At 47.0% G+C, this 6,347-nt stretch carries 8 protein-coding genes; 7 read left to right on the top strand and 1 reads right to left on the bottom strand.

The window, feature by feature from the left end:
* Positions 1-18 precede the first annotated feature (18 nt).
* From QUA38_RS21270 to QUA38_RS21260, 3 genes are read left to right on the top strand one after another with little or no spacing between them, the layout of a single operon-like run.
* The gene (locus QUA38_RS21270; protein ID WP_445305084.1) at positions 19-1,362 is read left to right on the top strand and encodes a serine/threonine protein kinase; all 1,344 of its coding nucleotides are present in this window, start codon (positions 19-21) and stop codon (positions 1,360-1,362) included.
* Positions 1,363-1,382: 20 nt separating this feature from the next.
* On the top strand, positions 1,383-1,871 hold the full coding sequence (locus QUA38_RS21265; RefSeq protein WP_333165255.1) for a protein kinase domain-containing protein: 489 nt from the start codon (positions 1,383-1,385) through the stop codon (positions 1,869-1,871).
* A 10-nt stretch (positions 1,872-1,881) separates the two neighbouring features.
* The gene (locus QUA38_RS21260) at positions 1,882-2,784 is read left to right on the top strand and encodes a hypothetical protein (RefSeq protein WP_333165252.1); all 903 of its coding nucleotides are present in this window, start codon (positions 1,882-1,884) and stop codon (positions 2,782-2,784) included.
* A gap of 36 nt (positions 2,785-2,820) precedes the next feature.
* Here QUA38_RS21260 and QUA38_RS21255 read toward each other — a convergent pair whose 3' ends face one another.
* Entirely contained in the window at positions 2,821-2,994 is a 174-nt protein-coding gene (locus QUA38_RS21255; protein ID WP_333165250.1) for a hypothetical protein, read from the bottom strand.
* 42 nt (positions 2,995-3,036) lie between these two features.
* On the opposite strand from QUA38_RS21255, the gene QUA38_RS21250 reads away from it, so the two are divergent.
* The 4 genes from QUA38_RS21250 to QUA38_RS29455 all read left to right on the top strand — a co-directional run.
* The gene (locus QUA38_RS21250) at positions 3,037-3,549 is read left to right on the top strand and encodes an inorganic diphosphatase (protein WP_006634582.1); all 513 of its coding nucleotides are present in this window, start codon (positions 3,037-3,039) and stop codon (positions 3,547-3,549) included.
* A gap of 517 nt (positions 3,550-4,066) precedes the next feature.
* Positions 4,067-4,975 carry an MBL fold metallo-hydrolase gene (locus QUA38_RS21245; RefSeq protein WP_333165249.1) on the top strand — a complete coding sequence of 303 codons (909 nt, stop codon included), beginning with the start codon at positions 4,067-4,069 and terminating at the stop codon, positions 4,973-4,975.
* A gap of 20 nt (positions 4,976-4,995) precedes the next feature.
* The gene (locus tag QUA38_RS21240) at positions 4,996-5,562 is read left to right on the top strand and encodes a diheme cytochrome C (RefSeq protein WP_333165247.1); all 567 of its coding nucleotides are present in this window, start codon (positions 4,996-4,998) and stop codon (positions 5,560-5,562) included.
* Between the two features lie 540 nt (positions 5,563-6,102).
* The coding region (locus QUA38_RS29455) for an HPP family protein (protein WP_445305083.1) at positions 6,103-6,347 on the top strand (245 nt) is incomplete at its 3' end.

The raw sequence follows: 6,347 nt of genomic DNA, 5'->3' as shown, positions 1-6,347 counted from the left end.
GTTCTAGGGCAAGAGAACATGAGCGGAGAAAACATCGGCGATTTGTCAAAAGAAATATTAGCCGATCGCTATCAGTGGGATCGGCGGCTCGGCAAGCAAGCAGGAAGGCAAACTTTACTCGCCCGCGACTTAAAAACCCAACAGCAAGTAGTAGTCAAACTCCTCTCATTCAGCAGCGATTTTAACTGGGAAGACTTAAAACTGTTCGAGCGAGAAGTCGAAACCTTAAAATCCCTATCCCATCCCGCAATTCCCCGATATCTAGACTCCTTTGAAATCGACACCCCCAACCGCAAAGGATTCGCCCTAGTTCAGAGTTACATCGAAGCCAAATCCCTACAAGAATATCTTTCAGACGGCCGCACTTTCAGCGAAAGCGAAGTCAAACAATTAGCAGCAGCATTATTAGACATCCTCGCATACCTGCACCAGCGACAGCCCCCGGTGATTCACCGCGACATTAAACCCAGCAATATTTTACTCAAGAATCGATCGGGCAACAGCGTCGGCGAAGTCTACCTAGTCGATTTTGGTGCAGTTCAAACCCTAGCAACCCAACAAGGAAAAACAGTCACCGTTGTCGGAACCTATGGCTATATGCCACCCGAACAATTTGGCGGCAGGGCAGTTCCCGCTTCGGACTTGTACGGCTTGGGAGCAACATTAATTGCCTTAATTACCAAGCAGCATCCTGCCGACTTGCCGCAGAAAGATTTGCAGATCGAATTCGAGCAATTCACCCAACTAAGTTCCGGTTTTACCAATTGGCTGAAGTGGATGACACATCCCAGTTTAGATCGCCGTCCCGCTTCAGTCCAAATAGCAATAGAAGTTCTAGAAAAACCACAGGAAATAAATAAATATTCCAAAACATTGAGAATGGGGAAAATGGTGAGTAGCTGCAGGTTGTTCGCAACTGCAATTTGGCGCAGCACTGGGACAGGTGCTATAGCTGTAGGAATTTGTGCAGCATTTTACGCTACCTTTCTGTTGCCAATTCTGGGGACAGTTGCGGGAGGAATCCTCGGCCTTTTTCTCGGCGCAATGCTGGGTTTGGAGAACGGAATTATCATCTCACTTGTGACGATCACGTGGTTTTTTCCCCTAACTAATCCCCAGCTTCACCGACAGGTTTTAACTGTGATAGGTATGGAAATCTGTACTTTTACAAGCATCCTCTTTATGAAGACGCTCGGTTTGGAGTCTCTTTTTTTTGACCCTTGGGACGATACGTTTAGTTATGTACCCTCATTGACTGATTATATTTTTGTTGTTGTGGCACCATCGCTCATTGCAGGGCTATCAATGGGGATAGGTAGCAAGTCTTTTGCCCGGTGGTATCAAAAAGAAAGTGGACTTTAATTGAAATTAAAGGAAAAAACATGACTAGCAAAATATTAGCAGAACGCTACGAAATGCAGCGGCTACTGGGAAAAAAAACTGGTCACAAAACACTGCTAGCTCGCGATTTGGAAACTCAAGAATTAGTTGTCATCAAACAGCTATTCCTCGGCAGCGATTTTGAATGGCAAGACATCAAGCTATTTGAACGGGAAGCGGAAACTTTAAAAACGCTTTCTCACCCAGCAATTCCCCGCTACCTCGATTACATGGAAATAGACGAACCAGACAATAAAGGATTTGCCTTGGTACAGACTTATGTAGAGGGAAAAACTTTAGAAGAACATTTGCGATTGGGCCGTAATTTTAGCGAAAGCGAGGTAAAAGAATTAGCTAAATCGCTGTTAGAAATTTTGATTTATTTGCACGAGCGCAATCCCCCTGTCATCCACCGCGATATTAAACCCAGCAATATTTTACTGCACAACAAACAGATCCGGTCACACTGTTGGACAAGTTTATTTAGTTGATTTCGGTTCGGTGCAGAACCAAGCTGCAAAATTTGGCGGTACGATTACAGTAGTTGGAACATACGGATATATGGCGCCGGAACAATTTGGCGGGCGCTCCGTTCCGGCTTCGGATTTGTACGGTTTGGGTGCGACTTTAATTTATTTGGTAACGGGTTTGCATCCCACCGAACTGTCGCAGCAGGATTTAAAAATTCTATTTGCCGATCGAGCCACGTACCTCAATCCTAATTTAATTGATTGGCTGGAGTGGATGACCGAACCGAGTTTGGAAAAACGGTTATCTTCGGCTGGGAAAGCATCGAAGTCGCTCGCAAATCCCCGCGAAATATCCAAAAGTATTATGTCCGTGCAGCCGCGAGGCAGCGATATTAAATTAACAAAAAATTCGGGGTTGATAGAGATTGTAATTCCGCCGCATGGATTCGCTTTTGATTGGGTTTCCATACTTTCGGGTGCGGTTGCTGCGAGTATCGCATTGTGGACTAATTATTACCAAAGTCCGATAAATCCATTGATTTTGAGGATGATATCAGGCAGTTTTTTAGTAGCGGCTGGAGTAATGTCGATCTTTGCACTATTTCGGGAATTACATCTGGTAATTGATCGCCAACAAATATCCTATAGCAGCCATCTGCTGGGGCTGAGATGGAATCATTTCCAGCCAGATCCCAGGCAGGATATTTGTCAGTTGGAAATTGAAGAATTTGAAGACACTAGGGGTGACACCAAACAAAAATTTGACCGTGGTTCTCAGTTGATTATTCAAGCCGGCAACCAAAAATATCGACTAGGAGTGAAGGAGGGACTAAGTGGATCAGAAATCGAGTGGTTAGCGACAAAACTAAGCCAGTGGTTGGGATTGACAATTCAAAGAACTGGGACAGACGGTAAAAAGAATAAATGGCTCTGAAAATCTCTCCGATCGCCCTCTCAAATCATAGCCCCCTCAAACTGCGGGATGGGCGTCGGGCCTTTCCGGTGTATTTGCCACGCAGGCGGGACACCCCACAAACATCATCCTCAAATTGTGCAACCCCGATCGCACTCCTGGGCTTTCGGTCAATCTCATGCAACCGTCGGCCCCGATCGCCCGTAAAATGCTATCAAAGGGATTTGGCAAGTAGCACTCATCCCAATCATCTGTTAACTTGGAGATATTGTTGTGGACTTATCGCTAATTCCGGCACAGCCGAAACCAGGACTGCTCAACGTCCTCATCGAAATTACCGCCGGTAGCAAAAACAAGTACGAATTTGATAAAGACTTGCAAGCCTTTGCTCTCGATCGGGTGCTTTCTTCCTCAGTCCAATATCCGTGCGACTACGGCTTCATACCCAATACCTTAGCCGATGATGGCGACCCCCTCGACGGCATGGTAATGATGGATGAGCCCACATTTCCAGGGTGCATAATCGCAGCCCGTCCGATCGGAATGCTGGAAATGATCGACGGAGGCGACAGGGACGAAAAACTGCTGTGCGTTCCCGACAAAGACCCCCGCTACGCTCACTATAAGTCCCTCAAAGACGTAGCCCCCCACCGCTTGGACGAAATAGCCGAATTTTTTAGAACCTACAAAAATTTGGAAAAAAAAGTCACGGAAATTCTGGGTTGGCAAGATGTCGATCAAGTCATGCCCTTAGTGGAAAAGTGCATCGCAGCCGATCGCAAATAAGCCCCTAACCCGCACTCCTCGACTACAATCCGACTAAAAACTCAGGAGCCCGAACTTAAGGCGACTGCTGCACGTCTAGGGATGCAGTCGAGGAACGGATAGCTAGAAGGTCAAATCAGTCGTGAATGCCGAGTCAGCGGAACGGCATTCCTCAAAACCCCGCCCCGGCCCCAATCTTGAAAAAAATACTACTCCTAGAGTAAGATTAAGCGCAAATTATACCCCAGGGGAATGCGTTCTACGTTTGAGGAAATTTTACCCTAACACTTAGATAGATCGGCGCTATCTTGATCTAAGAACACAGAACACGCCGGGCAGCCCGCAGGATGCAAAAAATAATCTCTCAAGCGTGACATCTCCTACACGAATCGGTAAGGTTAAGAATTCTAACAGCCCAAGTGTTCGGCACTCGGATGGTTTGCCGATAAAGCGCTTGATTATAGTACAGATTGCTAAAAACTAAAAACTAAAAACTAAGATTTCAACTCCCAAGTTCCTGCCGCCAAAACAAAAAAAAATGCCAGATTCCGCACCCTCTCTACCCAATCCACAGCCTTCCGATCGCAAAGCCACAATGGAAAATAGTCCTTTGACCGAGTTTGTCGTTCAGTTTTGGGGCGTGCGGGGCAGCATAGCCACCCCCGGCACCAAAACACTTCGCTACGGAGGTAACACCTCCTGTGTAGAAATGCGCTTGGGTAAAAAACGCCTGATCTTTGACGGCGGTACGGGCCTGCGAGTTCTCGGGCTCAACCTGCTGCGGCAAATGCCAGTGGAAGCCCATATGTTTTTTAGTCATACTCACTGGGATCACATTCAAGGGTTTCCGTTCTTTACTCCCGCCTTTATCCCAGGGAACTGCTTTCATATTTACGGTGCGATCGCCCCCAACGGCACTACCATCAAACACCGTCTTGCCGACCAAATGCTGCACCCCAATTTTCCCGTCCCCATCCAGGTAATGCAGTCAGACCTCAAATTCAACGATTTGACGCCTGGGGATATTCTCGAACTCGACGATGTGAAAATAGAAACGGCACTGCTCAACCATCCTAATACGGCGATCGGATATCGAGTCACCTGGGAGGGGCACACAGCCGTCTACTGCACCGATACCGAACATTTTCCCGATCGCCTGGACGACAACGTGTTACACCTAGCTCGCAACGCCGACGTGCTGATTTACGACGCCAACTACACCAACGAAGAGTATTACGACTTCAAAACCCCAAAAGTTGGCTGGGGACACTCGACTTGGCAAGCAGGAGTAGAAATAGCGAAAGCTGCTGGAGTCAAAAAAATCGTGATGTTTCACCACGATCCGGGTCACGACGACAATTTTCTCGATCGTACAGAAGCAGAGGTACAGGCAGTTTTCGCCAATAGCTGCTTAGCCCGCGAAGGCATGAGCATACCAGTGATTTAACCAAAAATAAATTCAGAATTATGAAACAGGAAAAACCCCGCAAACGTCGCAGAGTAGGCTTGCGGGGGCTTTACTCAACGTTGCTAGTATTGATAATTATCTGTTGTACCTGCGGCGGATGGGTTGCAGCTCAGACTGCCTATTCTGGCACTCCCCCACGACTGGCTCAGGTTTCTTCGATCGAGGATACTGGTACAGTCGATCGCATCCCCGAACGCTACCAACTCGGACAGCAAGTGTACCTTGAAAACTGCGCCACCTGTCACATCGGTTTACCGCCCCAAGTATTACCTACAGAAACTTGGCGCAGATTGCTGCAAGATTCCCAACACTACGGACAAACCATCAAACTGCTAGTAGACCCGCCCCGCCTGCTAGTCTGGAACTACCTGCAAACTTTTTCTCGTCCCCAAGCAAAAGACGAAGAACTCGCCTACCGAGTCGCCAGTTCTCGCTATTTCAAAGCACTGCACCCTAAAGTAAAACTGCCACAACCCGCAAATATCAGCAGTTGCGTTACTTGTCACCCCGGCGCGTCTCAATACAATTTCCGCAAGCTTACCGCCGAGTGGGAAAACTCTCCGTAGCGAAGATTAAGTTCGTAATTATATCCGAGTGCGAGGGAGACGCTCGCACTAACCAAAAAACTGCGATCGCATTCTCCACTAGAAACTTATCCCAAGTGTGAGTGCGATCTTTCAATTCATGGTTACTTGGCATCGCACCTTACAAATAACCTCTGGCTTTACCCTCATCAATAACTCTGACGGCTAACGGTGAAGTTGTGCGACTGCCGATAACGTTTGTTGCAAAACCGACCAAACTTGCTAGGCCGTTCCAACCGAGTGCTTAGCAGCAGCTTCATTGGCATAGAAGTAAAAAATCTGTGTCTTTAGCTACTTTTTGATAAATTGTTATGATATCTTAACTTTACCGGAGGCTAGTTCAGACAATTTAAGAAGCCTGGTTATCAAGTAACCTGATTTATGATTGACCTTAAAAAAATTCAACTGAAATGGGAAAGTTATTTGTTTAAAACCCTTGGGAGATGGCGATCGTGTCCATTGGCCTGCCCAATAGACAGACCTCATCCTCGGCATATTTTTTGGAGTTGGATTGGCAGTTTTTTGGCAATCACTGCAACGTCCTATCTTGCTGTAAAAACTAATTCTCCTTTACTAATGGCTCCCTTTGGCGCTACAAGCGTTCTGATCTTTGGTGTCCCTGACAGCCCTTTGGCTCAACCCCGGAATGTCATTGGGGGCAATTTCTTCGCTGCTCTCACCAGTTTAATCATTCTGCATTTTCTCGGTTCTTCTCCCTGGGCGATGGGAATGGCTGTTTCTAGTGCGATCGGAATTATGCAGATTAC

The organism is Microcoleus sp. Pol12B4 (genome assembly GCF_036701385.1).
Lineage (GTDB): Bacteria > Cyanobacteriota > Cyanobacteriia > Cyanobacteriales > Microcoleaceae > Microcoleus.
This window is presented reverse-complemented; position numbering and strand designations above follow the sequence as displayed.